This window comes from Bacteroidota bacterium (assembly GCA_016718825.1).
Taxonomy (GTDB): domain Bacteria; phylum Bacteroidota; class Bacteroidia; order J057; family JADKCL01; genus JADKCL01.
Genome location: JADKCL010000001.1, coordinates 207394 through 223896, shown reverse-complemented (window position 1 = coordinate 223896; position 16503 = coordinate 207394). Strand labels below are relative to the sequence as shown.

Annotated in this window: 14 protein-coding genes; 9 read left to right on the top strand and 5 right to left on the bottom strand. The window is 51.1% G+C overall.

Annotation, left to right across the window (positions count from 1 at the left end):
* Positions 1-61 precede the first annotated feature (61 nt).
* From IPN95_00910 to IPN95_00895, 4 genes are all read left to right on the top strand, one after another.
* A complete protein-coding gene (locus IPN95_00910; protein ID MBK9447981.1) occupies positions 62-2134 on the top strand; it encodes a RecQ family ATP-dependent DNA helicase in 2073 nt (690 codons plus the stop codon).
* A 302-nt stretch (positions 2135-2436) separates the two neighbouring features.
* Positions 2437-2796 carry a hypothetical protein gene (locus tag IPN95_00905; protein MBK9447980.1) on the top strand — a complete coding sequence of 120 codons (360 nt, stop codon included), beginning with the start codon at positions 2437-2439 and terminating at the stop codon, positions 2794-2796.
* A gap of 446 nt (positions 2797-3242) precedes the next feature.
* Positions 3243-5195, top strand: a complete 1953-nt coding sequence (locus IPN95_00900) for an HYR domain-containing protein (GenBank protein ID MBK9447979.1) — start codon at positions 3243-3245, stop codon at positions 5193-5195.
* A 107-nt stretch (positions 5196-5302) separates the two neighbouring features.
* The gene (locus IPN95_00895) at positions 5303-5722 is read left to right on the top strand and encodes a (deoxy)nucleoside triphosphate pyrophosphohydrolase (GenBank protein MBK9447978.1); all 420 of its coding nucleotides are present in this window, start codon (positions 5303-5305) and stop codon (positions 5720-5722) included.
* Positions 5723-5780: 58 nt separating this feature from the next.
* Here IPN95_00895 and IPN95_00890 read toward each other — a convergent pair whose 3' ends face one another.
* Both IPN95_00890 and IPN95_00885 read right to left on the bottom strand, forming a co-directional pair.
* Positions 5781-7490: a VWA domain-containing protein gene (locus IPN95_00890; protein ID MBK9447977.1), complete on the bottom strand. Its 1710-nt coding sequence runs from the start codon at positions 7488-7490 to the stop codon at positions 5781-5783.
* 517 nt (positions 7491-8007) lie between these two features.
* On the bottom strand, positions 8008-8586 hold the full coding sequence (locus tag IPN95_00885; protein MBK9447976.1) for a sigma-70 family RNA polymerase sigma factor: 579 nt from the start codon (positions 8584-8586) through the stop codon (positions 8008-8010).
* A 209-nt stretch (positions 8587-8795) separates the two neighbouring features.
* Here IPN95_00885 and IPN95_00880 point away from each other — a divergent pair, with 209 nt between their 5' ends.
* Entirely contained in the window at positions 8796-9200 is a 405-nt protein-coding gene (locus tag IPN95_00880; protein MBK9447975.1) for a hypothetical protein, read from the top strand.
* Between the two features lie 295 nt (positions 9201-9495).
* On the opposite strand, the gene IPN95_00875 is transcribed toward IPN95_00880, so the two are convergent.
* Positions 9496-10665 (bottom strand): saccharopine dehydrogenase, encoded by a 1170-nt coding sequence (locus IPN95_00875; protein ID MBK9447974.1) that lies wholly within the window; start codon positions 10663-10665, stop codon positions 9496-9498.
* A gap of 192 nt (positions 10666-10857) precedes the next feature.
* Between IPN95_00875 and fbaA the strand changes: the two genes are divergently transcribed.
* Positions 10858-11919 carry a class II fructose-bisphosphate aldolase gene (gene fbaA / locus IPN95_00870; GenBank protein ID MBK9447973.1) on the top strand — a complete coding sequence of 354 codons (1062 nt, stop codon included), beginning with the start codon at positions 10858-10860 and terminating at the stop codon, positions 11917-11919.
* 153 nt (positions 11920-12072) lie between these two features.
* Here the strand turns inward: fbaA and pyk are convergent, their stop codons facing one another.
* Both pyk and IPN95_00860 read right to left on the bottom strand, forming a co-directional pair.
* Positions 12073-13506: a pyruvate kinase gene (gene pyk, locus IPN95_00865; protein ID MBK9447972.1), complete on the bottom strand. Its 1434-nt coding sequence runs from the start codon at positions 13504-13506 to the stop codon at positions 12073-12075.
* Positions 13503-13949: a hypothetical protein gene (locus tag IPN95_00860; GenBank protein ID MBK9447971.1), complete on the bottom strand. Its 447-nt coding sequence runs from the start codon at positions 13947-13949 to the stop codon at positions 13503-13505. Before IPN95_00860 ends, pyk begins: the two co-directional genes overlap by 4 nt.
* A 191-nt stretch (positions 13950-14140) precedes the next feature.
* Between IPN95_00860 and IPN95_00855 the strand changes: the two genes are divergently transcribed.
* The 3 genes from IPN95_00855 (at position 14141) to rnc (ending at position 16499) form a co-directional block, all read left to right on the top strand.
* A complete protein-coding gene (locus IPN95_00855) occupies positions 14141-14377 on the top strand; it encodes an acyl carrier protein (GenBank protein MBK9447970.1) in 237 nt (78 codons plus the stop codon).
* Between the two features lie 3 nt (positions 14378-14380).
* Positions 14381-15625 (top strand): beta-ketoacyl-ACP synthase II, encoded by a 1245-nt coding sequence (fabF, locus tag IPN95_00850; protein MBK9447969.1) that lies wholly within the window; start codon positions 14381-14383, stop codon positions 15623-15625.
* Positions 15626-15812: 187 nt separating this feature from the next.
* A complete protein-coding gene (rnc, locus tag IPN95_00845; protein MBK9447968.1) occupies positions 15813-16499 on the top strand; it encodes a ribonuclease III in 687 nt (228 codons plus the stop codon).
* The last annotated feature ends 4 nt before the right edge of the window (positions 16500-16503 follow it).

Below are 16503 nucleotides of genomic sequence, written 5' to 3'. Positions count from 1 at the left end.
ACTTTTTCCTATCTTTGCCATGAGAATCAACCGTTCTTTTTAGCAAAGGAAGGAGAAAGCAATGATCAGAGAAGAAGCGGAGAAGCGTCTTCGGGCTGTATTTGGCTTGGAGCGGTTTCATGAGCGGCAGTGGGAAGTGATCGAGCGGGTTTTGAGGGGGGAGCGGGTGCTCTTGATCGAGAAGACAGGCTTTGGCAAATCACTCTGTTACCAGTTTCCAGCAACACAAATGGCTGGACTTACCATCGTATTTTCGCCGTTGATCGCGTTGATGCGTGATCAAGTGGGCAAACTCAAGGCGCGCGGCATTGCGGCGGAATGTCTCAATTCGAGTCAGTCGCCCGACGAAAACCGCAGGATCATGGAGGCGGCGCGAGCCGGCAACCTCAAAATCCTCTATATCGCCCCGGAACGACTCGAAATCGGGAATTGGCTCTACGAAGCTAGGCAACTCAAGATGGCCATGGTGGTCATCGACGAAGCGCATTGTATTTCGACTTGGGGCCACGATTTCCGGCCATCTTACCGTCGCATTGTTGATTTGGTCAACATGCTGCCCGAGCACTTTCCGGTGCTTGCCGTGACGGCCACCGCAACGCCGATGGTGGAGGCAGACATCATCAGCCAAATCCGCGAGAAGATCACCTCCCTGCGTGGAAACCTGATGCGGCCCAACTTGCGGCAATTCGTCATCGAGGTCGAGAACGAGGACCAGAAAATGGTCTGGTTAGCTGAGCATCTCCACAAAATCCAAGGAACCGGCATCATCTACGCCGGAACGCACTCCGCAACGGAAACGTACGCCAATTGGCTGCGCTACATGGGCATGAATGCAATTGCCTATCACGGCGGACTTGAGCCAGAAGATCGCCGTCGCATTGAGGCTGGATTACTGGCCAATTCCTATAAATGTGTCGTGTCTACCAATGCCCTCGGCATGGGAATCGACAAGCCTGACATTCGATTTGTGATCCATACACAGATTCCGCAATCTCCGATCCACTATTACCAAGAGATCGGACGAGCGGGCAGGGATGGTCAACCCGGAATTGTCGTGCTGTTTTTCAATCCCTCCGAGGATATGCGGCTGCCAATTTCCTTCATCGAAAACTGCAAACCTTCAAAGGACAAGTATGAACGGGTGATCGAATCCCTCAAGACCGGGCCTCTTGGTTTGCATGGACTGGTAAGGGGAGCCAACGTGAACACGACGCAAGCCACTTTGATCAAAACAGATTTGATCGAGCAAGGCATTGTCGAAGAGTTCCAAGACAACGCGGGCCGCAAATACGCCTTAAAACGTAATGCCCCATCGTTTGACCATGAGCACCATGAGGAATTGCGGAATGCAAAATGGGCCGATCTTGAGCAAATGCAAGCTTATGTGCAGACCCGAGACTGCCGCATGAAATTCCTCTGCGACTTTTTGGGCGACCAAATGACGGGCAATTGCGGAAACTGCGACAATTGCCGCAAGCGGGTGTTTCAGGTCGATGACCACCCTGCATCCACAAACTGTTTGGAGGCGTTCAAGGATTCGGCGTTTCCAACGCTGAGCCTTAAGGCAGCAAAAACGGCATTGACTGATGGCCTTGCTGCGGCAAATTCGACCAATAAAAGGGTTATTCAAGCGATTCAGACTACCAGAATCTCGCAGAGCGAGGAGTACCCTGAATTCTTGATTGCGCTTATCTTGAAGGCTTTCCACTCAAAGCTAGGCAATGGAAAGTTTGATGGAATCCTGTATGTACCGACTTCAGGGTCAGACAATGCGTTGCGACATCTCGCACAAAAGTTGGGAGGGCTTCTCGGCCTGCATGTGATCCATGGAATTGTGAAAACGAGGGCCACGGCTCCGCAGGCTAGCTTCTCCTCATCGATTTTGCGTAGTGAAAATGTCAAGGGAGCATTCAGTTATCAAGGGCGCGATAGCCTTCTAGGGAAGTCGGTACTCCTGCTGGATGATTTCTGCGAAACGGGTTCAACGATCAAGGAGGTCAGCAGAATCCTGACGCCATTGGGAGTCTCAAAAATCACACCTTTGGTACTGCTGAGCGGCAAGGTCGAACTTGCAAATGAGCCCGTGATTCAGCAATCGAAAAGCGAACTCCGCGCCAGCGCGATCCAGCATTGACTCCCGTTTTTGGAGTCTTGGCGATTTCACTTACCAGCAGGGTACCTCTACAGAAAAATTTATCAAGATTCTGGCGCAAAGGAGCCATAAAGAGCTGAAATACAATCCCCACATCCAAAAAAAATTCATGCGGGAATTGGATATTTTCTTAAATTGAATTTTGTCAAGGGATTGACCTCTGCAAAATCGTCCCGTTTCCGCATTAATCTTGGATTGGGACGTATCATTTTGTGAATCAGTAAATTCTAGGATTGTTTTCTACCAACACACAGTATTTTATGAAAGCTCATCAATTAAGTCCCGTGAAGATTCCTCTGGCGAGGCTTGCATCGGCCAAAGTGCCCTTTACTGCGGGGATTTACATCCTCTACCGCACCAACATGGGAGCACCTGCATTCATCGGCCGATCGGATGCCCGACTCTATGACAGCCTGAATGACCTCGTTCGGAGCCCACATTACCACTATTTCAAGTTCATGCAATGTTCAGATCCTGCTGACGCCTACCAATGGCAGTGCATGTTTTGGCATAAAGGGTTGGCTACCATTGACAATGCCGCCCATCATCCGCACCCTCCTCGGGGAACGAGCTTGTCTTGTCCCTACCCAGGTTGCAACTATGTGCATCAGGAAGGCGCAGTGGAAAACGAGGAGATTGCTTAAGAACGCAAAGATGTTCTGCGGCCCTCACAGAGCTCAAATAAAGGCGGCTTATTTGCCGCCTTTATTTGAATATCAGCTGATTGAACGCTTGTCTCTTATTCAATGCTGTCCACATTGATGTTCAAAGGTGAGCGCGACAAAACTACGTTTTCGATATTCCAACGCGCTACTTTTTAGACCCTTTCAAGATACTGGGAGACACTTTCTAGGTGATCATTAGCTAGTTTGGGGGGCTTTGGCAACAAGTCACCCCTTATCTGAATTTTCTGGACGAACCCCTGCCTGTTCTTAAAAGTCCAGCACTTTTTAAACAATTGTTCGGCGTTTATTGAAAAAACTTCGACCTTGCAGGCTCAACCATCAACACTTTGATTCTAGCTTTTGCCGAGACTCCGTGGACTTGGCAATTGACGTTTTGATCGGAATATTCACTTAATTCTATTTTTATGATTGTAAATCAACCCAAACTTTTCATTGCACTTTGCTTATTGCTGATTTCAGGCAATGCATTTGCCCAATGTGTGGTGGGCGTAACTTGCCCCCCCAACATCGTAACTGTTGCAGATTCTGGCACCTGCGGCGCGATTGCATCTTATGCATCACCCACAGCTACCAACAGCTGTACAATTGCTGGCACGGTTACATTCAACTACACTGCTCCAGCTTTGCAAACATTTACAGTACCAACCGGAGTGACCTCGATCAACATTGACGCATCAGGTGCACAAGGCGGATCTGTAACCGTCTCCTGCCCCGCTACGGGTGGCTTGGGAGCTAGAATGCAAGGCGATTTTGCAGTGACGCCAGGCGAAGTGCTCTCCATCATGGTCGGGCAAGCGGGTCTTACCAACGGCTCTGACGCCGGTGGTGGAGGTGGAACCTTTGTTGTTCGCACTGGAAACGTACTGTTGGTCGCCGCCGGCGGCGGCGGCGGAGCGACCAACGATATCGGTCAGTGTAGAGTTCTTGGCAACGGAAGCGATGCGTCAATTACGACTACCGGAAATGCAAGTGGAAACGGCCAGGAACCAGGTGGAACCAACGGAAACGGCGGCGAAGCGAGCAGTGGCTCAGGTGGCGGTGGTGGCGGCTTCCTGACAAACGGAATCGCTGGCACAGGTCTCGCCAACAACAATGGCAAGTCCTACCTCAATGGTGGTGTAGGCGGCACAGGTAACAACAACGACTCCGGCGGCTATGGCGGTGGAGGAGCAGGCTGGTTCACAGGCGGCAACGGCGGCGGCGGCGGCGGATACTCCGGTGGAGCGACAAGCGGTTCACAGCCCTTTACGGGCGGAGGCGGTGGAGGCTCGTACAACATCGGTACCAATCAAGTCAATACCGCAGGATTCCAAACTGGCAATGGCCGCGTGATCATCACCTATAGCGTGGTTGCACCAACCTATGTTTCTATGATTCAAGGAGCTGCAAGTGGTTCCACATTCCCTGTTGGTATCACCCCGATCGTTTACATGGCAACGGACAGTGCAGGCGCATCCGACTCTTGCTCCTTTACTGTTACCGTACAGGACACTACTGCACCTACGATTTCATGCACAGGCTCCATCTTGGCAAGCAACGACGCAGGGACTTGCGGTGCGGTTGTGACGTACGCAGCTCCCGTTTCCTTGGACGAATGCCCAGGCGTCATTACAACCTTGGATAGCGGATTGGTCAGCGGTGCTGTTTTTCCGGTTGGATCGACGACTGTCGTCTATGAGGCAGAAGATTCCAGCGGAAATGCAGCCTACTGCTCATTTGTAGTGACCGTTCTTGCCGATGACTCGAGCTCGCAGTCCCTGAACATCTGCGATGGCAGCTCCGTCTCCGTGGGCACAAGTACCTACAGCGTCGCGGGCACTTATGTTGACACTCTGGCAAATGGCGGCGGATGTGACTCAGTGGTTACTACCATCCTCACAGTTGCGGCTCCTATTGATGTCACAACCTCCATCAGCGGTGGCACGATCACAGCCGCGGCATCCAATGCGACCTACCAGTGGCTGAACTGCGATAGCGGTGTGACAGTAATTTCTGGTGCAACCAATCAGAGCTTCGCTCCTGCCATCGACGGTAATTACGCGGTGATTGTCACGGTTGGCAATTGCTCGGATACTTCGTCCTGCTCGGTCGTAGTTGGAATTGCAGAAGGCCTTTCCGGGCAGTTTGTAGTGTATCCAAACCCGACGACGGGACGTATCGAAGTTGCTTTTGGCACCACATTGGATGTCGTTCAAGTGGAAGTCTTTGATTTGGCTGGCAAGCGCCTCCTTACAAAGACCGAAGCCAATGCTGCAACGACACAATTGGACTTCAGCAACTTGGTAAACGGCATTTATGTCGTCAAACTGTCTACCAACGCTGGACAAGAAGTCTTGCGTGTGGTAAAACAGGACTAATCTTCCCGGTAGTCTACAATTTCAAAAATGGCCGATTCCAAAACAGGATCGGCCATTTTTTATTGCGCAACACCATCCTTCCCCAAATTCCTTAATAGATTTATCCCATGGTCCTGAAAGTAACCTGTGCCATCATCATCAACGGCAGCACTGTGCTTTGTGCACAGCGGGGGGCCTCGATGTCGTTGCCCCTTCAATGGGAGTTCCCAGGAGGAAAAATCGAAGCAGATGAATCAGCAGAAGCATGCATTCAGCGAGAAATCAAAGAGGAACTTAACCTCGACATCCGAATCTTAGAGCGCGGACCATCTGCCTTGCATCCCTACAAAGAAGGTCAACTGCTGGAATTGATTCCGTTTGTATGCACCGTCGCTGACGGGGAATTGCAGCTCCGGGAGCATGCGCAAGCAAGGTGGTGCGCTCCCCACGAAATGGATTCTCTCCAATGGGCTGAAGCAGACCTTGAAATCCTCGCCTGGTGGAAAGACAATTTCACCCGGATCAAAAGTGCTTTAGAAACGGCCTGACAAACGAAATCTGCCAAGGAAACCCAAGGCAGATCGCGTTTAATCAATCAGAAAAGTTTCAATTCCCTTTTGCCACCTGCGTAATTTGAGCGGCGCGCGTCACCAATTCGACAAATTCCTTGCGGATGCCTTCTTTGTCTTGGGCCATCGCGCTTTTTGCGAGCGAAAGCACCTGCTCAAAACTGGCCATTCCTTTGTATTCAGACTCTCGCAGGATCAGCGCATACTCTGCAACTGCCACCGCCCAGCGGAAGTCATTGGTCGTTTGTGCAATGTTCCGGCCGTCATCGATCAAGGTTTCGGTGAGCAGCTTGCTTACGGAACCATCCGGATCCTTGTAGCGCAGTTTCACCGTGAGCAATTCCTTGCCAGCAGCAGCACTGCTGAGGACCTTGGTTTGGTACTTCAAATCCTGACTTTGTGAAGACCAGCCTGACTCGGCGGGAACCACTTCGTAAAGCGCGGTAACGGTATGGCCTGCGCCCAATTCGCCGGCGTCGATCTTGTCATTGGCGAAGTCTTCGTTGCGGAGTTTGCGGTTTTCATAGCCGACCAAACGATAAGACTGCACCTTCGCCGGATTGAATTCGACTTGGATTTTGACATCCTTGGCGATCGTGTAGAGGGTGCCGCCAAATTCGCGGACGAGAACTTTGTGGGCCTCGCGGTCACTGTCGATGTAGTTGTAATTGCCATTGCCCTTGTCGGCAAGGAGTTCCATTTTGCTGTCTTGGAGATTGCCTTCACCAAAGCCCAGCACGGATAGGAACACGCCTTCTTCGCGCTTTTCAACGATCAATTTTTCCAAGCCTGTCTCATCGGATGTGCCTACGTTGAAGTCACCATCGGTGGCGAGGATCACGCGGTTGTTGCCGCCCTTGATGAAATTCTGTTTGGCGGTAGCATAAGCAAGTTCGATCCCTTCACCCCCAGCCGTTGATCCGCCCGCTTCCAAGCGATCGAGTGCTCCCATGATGGATTGTTTGTTGCTACCGCTTGTCGGAGGCAAAACCAATCCCGCGGCACCGGCATAGACGACGATCGAGACTTTGTCTTGTTCGCGAAGCTTCTCCGTGAGCATGCCCATCGCCTGCTTGAGCAAAGGGAGCTTGTCAGCATCTGCCATCGATCCGGATACATCCAGCAAAAAGACAATGTTGGAGGGAGGGACATTTTCCGCGGCGACTTCACGGCCTTTGAGCGCGATCCTTACCAACTTGTTCTTGGGATTCCAAGGGCAAGTGGTGACTTCGGGAAGAATGGAGAACGGGTCACGGCCATGCGGTTGGGCGTAAGTGTAATCGAAGTAATTGATGAACTCCTCGGCACGGACCGAAAATTTTGGAGGTAATTCACCGGACTCGACAAAGCGGCGGTGGTTGGTGTAAGATGCGCGATCCACATCGATGCTGAATGTGCTCAATGGCTCCTGCACGGTGTTGAAATAGGGGTTTTCAACGGTTTCGGCATAGGATTCGGAGTCATACTCATCCTGATAGACCACAGAAATTGAGTCAGCCAACGCCAAGCGACCCATTTTCCCGTCACGGGGCCCAATTTTCTCGGATTTAGCACCCACAAAACGGCTGCCAGTTGCATCCACGGACGCTGCATCTGTCGTTGTGACGGTATAGGTGCCCGTCATGGGGGCTGTAGCAGTCCCATTGACGACGACTAAGCTCCCCAAGTCCCAATGAAATGCTGGGGCAAAATTCGGTGCAACTTGGGTGAATGATGGACTAGAATAGAAGGTTAGGTTGGTGGACATATCCAGCTGCGAGACCAATGGGGCCAATGGTTGGGTAACCCCATCATTGGATCCCGAGCCGATGCGGTTTCCATGATTCAATGAAAAAGACTGGTTTTGGGTTTTCAAAAGGCTATTCGTGGTTTTCCAATCGCCGCCACGCACCACTTTCCGCTTGTCTTGGGCGCTTTTCCCAAAGGCAAGCTGATTGTTGGGCATCCTTTGGTCTGCCTCGGTTCTGGATTGTTGTTCATTTTGAGCGAATTGAATCGTAGAATCCGCATTGGATTTTTCAACGACTGTGGCCTCGGCCGAATTGCCGCTGTCTTCCGGGATTCTATTTGATGATAGGGACGTACCCTGCTGTGGCGCACGCTCCGGCATCAAAAAGTAGCCCAAGGTGATCATGAGGGCAACGCTCGCGGCGGTGGCCATCCAAATCCAAGCCCCTCTGCGCTTGCGCTTTTCGCCGTCAAGCATTCCTTCGATTGTGGTCCAATTGGCCTCCGGGTTGCGTACAACACCCTGTGGATCACCCTCAAGCTTTCCGAGGGCTTCCTGAAACTGCTGGTCTATATTCTTTTGCATTGTGTTTTTCGTTGGAGTGAATCATTTCCTGCAGCATGGCGCGTGCCTTGCTCAGCTGAGATTTACTGGTGCCTTCGGTGATGCCCAATTGTGCGGCGATCTCCAGATGGCTGTAGCCTTCGATGGCAAAAAGATTGAAAACGGTGCGGTAGCCGAGCGGCAATGCCCTGACCAAGTTGTACAAATCCTCCGCTTCGATTGCGCTATCGGTACGGGTCCCGGCCGGGATGGACTGTGCAGCATCGTCGCTGACGAGTTCGAGTTTGTGTTTGCGCAAGAACATCAAAGCTTCGTTGACCATGATGCGGGTAATCCATTTCTGCAGACTGTTTTCCCCGCGGTCTTCGAATGTGTTGATGGCCAGAAAGACCTTGTGAAATCCCTTGCAAAGGATGTCTTCGGCCTCCTGCTGCTCCCGCACGTAGCGGTAGCACAAGCGGAACATTTGCGCCTGAAAGTGCTCGTACAAGGCCTTCTGGGCCTGTCGGTCACCTTTTCGGCAGCGCTTGATCAATTCATCGTCTTTCAAAATCTTTTTGTGTTTTCACTGGGCTACATCTGTCTTAATGCAAGCAGCAGCGTCGGGGTTGCCTGAGCCGAATGAAAAATACTGAATTTTCTTTCGAATGGCGCACGCGGCAAAGGCTGCGCTGGAATTCGAAGGGGTGCTAGATTGTCTTTTGCCGAATTGGTACCATTTTTGCATCTTCAAGATTTCACCCCAAAACTGCGATTGCAATGAAAAAAGCTTCCCTCCTTTCTTTCCTTCTGATGGTCACCTGCTTGATGGCATGGAGCCAAAACACGAAATCCGTAACTGCGCCTGCTGCACCTGCTGCCGCTGCCACAAAATCCGTGACCTTCAAGGGCGAATTCCGCAGTTACCGCGGTGTCATGCAGACGTTGAGTTGCCATTGCTTTGATGGTGGCGTTTTGACAACATCCGCTGGCAAGGAAATCAAAGTCTGTTTTGAAAAAGGCGAATTGGAAGACTATCAACGCGCCAATGAAAAAATGGAATGCAACCGCCTCCAAGTGACCGGCAAAATGGTTTCACACACCATCGCCCCGAGTAATCAGGACGTTTGCAGCCCTGGAACGATTACCTATCTGAAGGTGAAGTCGTTCAAATGCCTGAATTGAATGAGAAATTAGCAATGAGAAATGAGAAATGATTCGGTAAGGTATTATCGACCCTGTGCTTTCATTTCTCAGGCTGGTGAAAGTCATTGACGTCTCAGCCCACGTAACTTCTCATTTGCTGTAGGGCCCGTTCAGAATTGTGCTTTTCAAAGGTCTTCGCTGTTCCAATCTCTAATCAGCGTCGCTGATTGCTCCGCAATTGGCTGCGCCGATCTGCGATTCTTCATTTAGCTTCGCTGAACTTCGTTTCTCATTTGCTGATGCGAATTCCCCGCAATTTTTCATTTCTCATTTCTCATTTCTCATTTCCTCCCCCGTAGATCGCCTTCACAAAGGGACCGTTGAGGAAGGCAGTCGTATCAAGTTGGCTTTGTAAAACAATGCCTTTGTATTTGTCGGTGAGCAACATGCGGGCGCATTCCACGAGAGGTGCCGCTGTGGTCGTTTGGATTGCGCGCAAGACTTGATTGCCGATCATTTTGGGGCCGATGCGGTAGTTTTTTCCATGAAGGCGCAATTGCCCGTGACCGTCGCGGGCAGTCACGTAAGCTTGAATGACGACGACATCGTCTTCGCAGACCGGAATCTGTTCCAGCATCCTCGCCTCCAAAGCCTTGGCTTGGTCCTCGCCCGGCGGTACCAACGTCAATTGCTGCTGCACCCATTCGTAGTGACCCGGCCATCGAATGGTTTTATAGTCCAGCTTTTTTGCGATTCCGGCCAAGGCCTCGGGCAGATCAGCCGCACCGCCTGACGTTAAATCCGCCTCGTAGTGCACCCCGTCGATGATCAACTGCTCGTATTCACTGAGGCTGGGCAAGTTGGTCGTCTTGAAGTCCCGAATCACGATCGCGTCCTTGACATACTCGGTCGCAACACCGATCGTGCTCCAGGTAAATCCATAAAAATGCGGCGGATTTGCACTCCCCGTTAAAGCTCCCACCTTCATGGAAACATATTCGAGCTCTTTGGCACCGCCAAATTTTTCCCTGAATTCGTGGATCAGGTGCATGGCCAATACGCCGATAAACCCTGGCGCCAGTCCTGTTTGCAGGATGAATCCCGTTTCGGCCCCTTCGGCAATTTTTCGGATTTCGTCTGTTTCATGCACATATTCTGTGAGGTTGGCATAATGAAGGCCGTATTCTCGGGCGAGTCTTGCCATACGCGGCGCTTGGGAGCCGGGAAGACAATCCAGCAGCACTTTGCAGGATTTCAGGGCTTGGATGAATCCGTCGTCAGCGCCCTCCTTGGGCATCAAAACCCCGTGCAAGCGTTTGGCAGGCGAACCGGCGGCGATAAACCGCAAGGCTTCATCCACTGCGCGCTGAGAAATGTCGCCAATCCAGATTTCGGCCTCGAATCCTGCTTCGGACGGCTTCACCAGTTTCTGCAGCAACAATCCTGCTGCACGGCCGATACCGCCTGCGCCAGCAATAAAAATAGCATGTCGGGGAGTCTTCATCTTGAAAGTGCCATTGGAGGCAGTTCTTCCAAATATCGTTTCCTCCGGAGTCAACCACAAGGCACTGACCAAAATCAATTCGTGCATCCCCCGGAACAAGTCGAAATGCACATTGTCCGTTTTCAATTCTTGGCTACATTTGTCCTTTCGTTCATTCGAAGGAATTTTCAATAGAAATCAACACCTCCAGAAATGGCTCAAGTACTGAATAGCATCGAGGCCCAGCAACTATTTACCGTTGCCAAAGCCCATCAATTTGCCCTGCCCGCCGTGAATGTGGTCAGCAATGGCTCCGTCAACTCGGCAATGGAAGCCGCCCGCGACGTCAATGCGCCGGTGATTTTGCAATATTCCAACGGCGGCGCATTGTTTTATGCCGGCAAATCGCTCAACAATGCCAATGAGAGGGCTGCCATCATCGGCGGCATCAGCGGAGCCGAGCATGTGCACCACATCGCCGACCTCTACGGGGTGGATGTCATTTTGCACACCGACCACGCTGCCCGGAAATTGCTCCCTTGGATCGACGGCCTGCTCGACGCTGGCGAGAAGCATTACAAGGCCAATGGCCGTCCCCTTTTTACAAGCCACATGTTGGACCTGAGCGAAGAGTCTGTCCATGAAAATATCGAAACCTGCAAGCGCTACCTCGAACGCATGCACAAGCTCGACATGATCCTGGAAATTGAATTGGGTGTGACCGGCGGGGAAGAAGACGGTGTCGACAATACCGACATCGACAATGCCAAACTCTATACGCAGCCCGAGGAAGTGGCCTACGCCTACCGCGAATTGAGCAGTATCAGCCCCAACTTCACGATCGCAGCGGCATTTGGTAACGTTCACGGCGTGTACAAACCCGGCAACGTTCAACTGACGCCAAAGATTCTCAAAAATTCCCAAGACCATATTCAGCAGCAGTTTGGCACAGGCACCAACCCTGTGAACTTCGTCTTTCACGGCGGCTCCGGCTCAACGCGCGCAGAAATCCGGGAGGCGATCGGCTATGGTGTGATCAAAATGAACATCGACACCGACACGCAGTGGTCATTTTGGGAAGGCGTCCTGAAATACTACAAGGCCAAGGAGGCCTATCTTCAAGGTCAGCTCGGCAACCCGGAGGGTCCCGATGCGCCGAACAAAAAATTCTACGACCCACGCGTATGGTTGCGCGAAGGCGAGAAGTCGATGGCCAAGCGCATGGCTTTGGCGTTTGAAGATCTCAATGCGGTTGGCTGCAATCAGTACCGCTAAGTCTAAAAAGTTATTCCATCCAAACGGGCATCGGGACTTCGGTTCGGATGCCCGTTTTCTTTGGTAATGATGCTAATCGGGAAATCACAAAACAATGAAGGCGGAACTCCCGTGGAAATTCCGCCTTCATTTATCTGCCCGGAACCATCCAAACTAGTCCACGACCGCAATTTTGATGGCATTGGTACGCAGTCTATGGCGCAATGGCATGGAGGCAAAGTGCACCACGATATCGTCGCGTTTGACCAAACGCTTCAGTTTCAGAATATCGGTGGTATCGTCAATTGTCTTGTCGGTACCTTCGTCGTTGTCGTAATAAAATACCCGCACGCCCCAGACCAAGTTGAGTTGATTGATCATCCGGCGGTTGTGGGTGAAGATGTAAATGCTGCTTTTGGGACGGCATTTGGAAAGCTGATAGGCTGTATAGCCGGATGCCGTCATGCCGACCAATGCAGTGGCGCCAGTTTGTTGCGCCAATCCGCAACCATGTACAATGGTACAATCATGAATGAAGGTCGGTGAAGCAGTGTCGGCTTCCATGTTGCGGAAGTAGATTTCGTCCATGCTGCTTTCGACGATCTCGATGATTTTTTCCATGCTTTCGATGGTCTCGATGGGGTACTTGCCGGCAGCGGTTTCACCGGAAAGCATGACCGCATCTGCACCGTCGGTGACAGCATTGGCAACGTCATTGGCCTCCGCTCGGGTTGGGCGACGGTTGTCAATCATACTTTCCATCATCTGCGTGGCTACGATCACGGGCCTACCCATGACGTTGCATTTGCGTACGATGCGCTTTTGCCACATTGGAACCTGCTCCAGCGGAATTTCAACGCCAAGGTCGCCACGCGCTACCATGACGCCATCGCTTTCGGCAATAATCTCATCGATGTTTTTGAGCGCCTCCGGCTTTTCGATTTTGCTCATCACCTTGATGTCGCTGCCAGACTCCTTGATTCGGCGCTTCAAGTCACGTACTTCCTGTGCCGTACGCACAAAGGAAAGTGCCACCCAGTCCACATTTTGCTTGATTCCGAATTCAAGGTCCTTGGCATCCTTGTCAGAAAGTGCTGACATCGAAATCGAGGTATAAGGCAAATTCACCCCTTTTTTGCTGCCGATGGCTTCGCCATGCGTGACTTCCAGCTCCACTTTGTCAGTGCCATTCGTCGAAATGACGGTGAGCGCGACCTTGCCATCGTCCGCGAGAATGAGGTCACCCACTTTCACGTCCTTGGCAAATGTCTCATACTGCATCGGCAACACATTTCCGTCTTGCTCCTCAATGGACGTAGAAAGGAATACGCGGTCACCCGGCTTGACGGGATAAGGCTTATCCAGCTTTCCTACCCTGATTTTGGGACCTTGCAAGTCTTGCAAAATCGTGACAGGCACTGCAAGTTCCTCGCTTAATTTGCGAATCATCGCAATGACCTGCGCATGCTCTTCATGGGTGCCGTGTGAAAAGTTCAAACGAGCGACATCCATGCCCGCATGAATCATCTTCCTGAGCATATCCTCTGTATTGGAAGCCGGTCCGATCGTGCAGACGACCTTGGTGCGGTTGTATTTCGTAAAATTCACGGGAGTAATTTTTTTATGTCTTTTTCTTCTGTGAGATCGTGCGCCAGAGAAACAATGTCAATGGTGCCGATTAATTGCAAAAACCGCTGTGAATGAAGCTCATCATCCTTTTTACTGCCGATTACCAGCCAATAGCGGAATTGCCTGGAAAGCTTGGTTCCTTGTGTGGGTTTGAGGTTGTTTTCAAAGAATGTGAATTCAAAATCTGGATCAGATTCGAAATCCGTGTACAAAATCGGGCCTTTGACACGGGTCACATCGTCCTCGGCTGTTGCGAGGTTGATCGACAAAACCTGGTTAAGTTTCCAGCAAAGCTTCCAAATTTTATCATTGGAGGCGATTCCGATCACTGTGGCCGAGTGGTCGTTTCCAAAATCGAGTACATTCTTCTTTGCCACATCCTTTGCTTTAGGTGAGCGAAGATAGGAAGTTTTCAGCAACAAAATCGTCCGGCGGAGGGAGTTAGTGTTAAAATGACAATTAGCTCTTGGTTGGCTTGGCAGATCTGATGTGAAGGGAAATCGCAATTGCTTGTTGGAAAAAGAAAAATATTATATTTGCGGCAGTTTCAAGGGGACTCACTACATTGGTGGGTCTCAATAAAAGCACAGTAGGAACTAAAAGCATTACCAAGATGTCCGAAATCGCAAAAAAAGTAACCTCTATCATCGTTGACAAGTTGGGTGTCGAGGAGGCGGAAGTAACCCGTGAAGCCAGCTTCGCCAATGACCTCGGTGCCGACTCGCTTGACACTGTCGAGTTGATCATGGAGTTTGAAAAAGAATTCAACATCAGCATTCCTGATGAAGCCGCCGAAAAGATCATGACTGTCGGCGACGCAATTACTTATCTCGAAGCGAACAGCAAGTAATACATGTCGAAGCGAAGGGTCGTCGTCACAGGTTTGGGTGCGCTTACCCCCATCGGGAACACCGCCAAGGAATATTGGCAGGGTTTGATGAATGGTGTAAGTGGAGCTGCTCCCATCACTCGATTTGATGCGAGCAAATTCAAGACGCAATTTGCCTGTGAGGTCAAGAACTTCGATATCGGTGCATTTATTGACAGAAAGGAAGCCAGAAAAATGGATCCTTTCTGTCATTATGCTGTTGTCACTTCAGACGAAGCGATGGCCGACTCCGGTCTGCAGCCGGGCGACTACGATCCGACCAAGTTTGGTGTGATCCTAGGATCTGGCATTGGTGGCCTGCTTACCTTCCAAGAAGAAGTCCGGGACTTCTACAAAGGAGATGGCACCCCGCGCTTCAATCCGTTCTTTATCCCTAAAATGATCATCGACATCGCTTCGGGCCACGTGTCGATCAAGTACGGTCTAAGAGGTCCCAATTACAGCACGGTTTCCGCCTGTGCCACGTCCAGCAACTGTATCGCCGACGCCTTCATGCTCATTCGCAATGGAATTGCGGATCTCATGCTTGCAGGAGGCGCCGAAGCAGCGGTTGTGGAAGCTGGTATTGGCGGATTTAACGCCATGAAGGCGCTCTCGACCCGCAATGATGACCCCTCGACTGCCAGCCGTCCCTTTGATGTGGACCGCGATGGATTTGTCTTGGGTGAAGGTGCAGGTGTTTTGGTGCTCGAAGAATACGAGCATGCCAAGGCAAGGGGAGCGCGCATTTACGGTGAATTGTGTGGCGTAGGCATGACAGCCGACGCCTATCATATCACTGCGCCCCATCCCGATGGAGACGGCGCACATGGCGTGATGAAGCAATGCCTCGACCAAGCTGGCATCTTGCCTTCCGAAGTCGATTATGTCAATGTTCACGGCACTTCTACTCCGCTAGGAGACATCGCTGAAACCAAAGCCATCAAAAGGCTTTTTGGCGATCACGCTCACAAGCTGAATATAAGTTCTACCAAATCGATGACCGGCCACCTCCTCGGCGCTGCTGGAGCCATCGAGGCCATTGCCTCCGTCCTGTCCATTTATCACGGGGTCGTTCCCCCGACGATCAACCACTTTACGGATGATCCGGAATGCGACCTCAATTACACATTCCACACTGCCGTGAAACGCGATGTGCGTGTTGCCATTAGCAACACCTTCGGTTTCGGTGGGCACAATGCCTCGGTGGTGTTCCGTAAACTGGACTAATCGTTCAGTAAGGAATATTTACTGTTCTCCCCTTGAGGTAAATCAGAACCCGTACATGCCACTTTGGCGATGTGCGTTGCGACTATTTCCACCTCGTTGGGATTGCTGACTGGAAGGAGGTCTTTTGTTCAGAACGCTTTACAATCGTTATTTTTCCAAGGAAAAAGGGTTTGTTGGTCAAGTCCGTATGATTACTGGATTTACGCCCAATGATCCATTCCTGTATCACCTTGCATTGCGCCATTCGTCCCTTGTGACTACCCGCAAGTTCAGCCATCAAGAATGCAATGAACGGCTGGAGTTCCTGGGTGATACCGTATTGGACGCCGTTGTCTCGGAATACTTGTTCAAGCTCTATCCGACTCAGGATGAGGGTTTCCTCACCGAAATGCGCGCCAAGATCGTCAACCGGGGATCGTTGAATGAGATTTGCAAGAAGATCAAACTCGATTCGCTGATCCAATTCAACAAAACCCGCAAAGGCCAAGTCAACAAAAGCATGTTTGGTGACGCATTGGAGGCTTTTATCGGTGCCGTCTACATGGACTTGGGGTATATCAAAACCAAGAAGTTCATCATTGGCAAGATTTTGCACGACCATGTGGACCTGGGTGAAATGGAAGACACCATTTACAATTTCAAATCCATGTTGCTCGAACACGTGCAAAAGGAGAAATTGGAAAACCTCACCTACGAGCTCGTAGCTGAAAAAGGCGAAGGCAATGACAAATTTTTCAAAATAGATGTCAAGATTGGTGAGAAAGTCATCGGGACTGGCGTCGGCAAAAAGAAAAAGGTTGCCGAACAAAACGCCTCACAAGATGCGCTGATCAAACTCAAAGTGCTGACCCAAGAAATGGTGCAGCAACTTTAGGCTT